Genomic DNA, 745 nt, shown 5'->3' on the forward strand with positions numbered 1-745 from the left:
AGAAAATCAACGACACTATTTCTGTTTTGAAAATCTACCTGCGTTTGGTTTTTCCATTCATCAGGTGTTTTAAAACTTATTCCAAAATGCAATGCACCATTATTATTGGGGTTAGCAAATAATAAATTACCTTGGTGAGATGCCATTAGCCGGTTTCCATTGCATAGCTGAAAAAATCCAGGACAGTTTATCTCTGGTTGATGAATATCGGCTTGTATATTGAAAGTACCTGTTTCTTCAACTTCCGTGTCGGTAACAAATTTTCTTACCTTGGACATCCCGCCATTGGCAAGAATAACCAAATCTGCTGTTTCACTCGGTTTATTCTCAAAAGTTAGTGTCCACTTCTTCTTACCAGGTTCAAGCATAACAAGTTTTCTATCCCAAATAACCGTGTCGTTTTCTAAACTATTCAACAAGATAGCCCTTAAGTCATTTCTGTTTATTTCAGGATTGTCAAATCGATTTTCGGGCTTTACATTTTTTGTGGATAAAATATTGCCTTTTTCATCAGCAATATTTACACCCATTGGTAAGGCTAAGTCATAATAAGTTTGTAACAATCCCGCTTTTTTCATTGCTTCCTGACCTGAACCTTTGTGTAGGTCAAGGGTTCCACCAAAAATTCTTGCCTCTCGGTCGTTGTCTCTTTCGTAAACTGAAACGTCTATGCCGTTTTGCTGTAATAATTTTGCCATAGTCAGTCCAACGGGTCCACCACCAATTATTGCAACGTTCTTATCAC

1 protein-coding gene is annotated in these 745 nt (G+C 37.4%); it reads right to left on the reverse strand.

Features of this window, described 5'->3' with window-relative positions; all coding sequences use genetic code 11:
* On the reverse strand, nt 1–745 hold a 745-nt coding region (locus tag DWY55_RS21860), incomplete at both ends, for an FAD-dependent oxidoreductase (RefSeq protein ID WP_165859540.1).

Source organism: Bacteroides sp. AF25-38AC (assembly GCF_003602995.1).
In the GTDB taxonomy this organism is placed as follows: domain Bacteria; phylum Bacteroidota; class Bacteroidia; order Bacteroidales; family Bacteroidaceae; genus Bacteroides; species Bacteroides uniformis.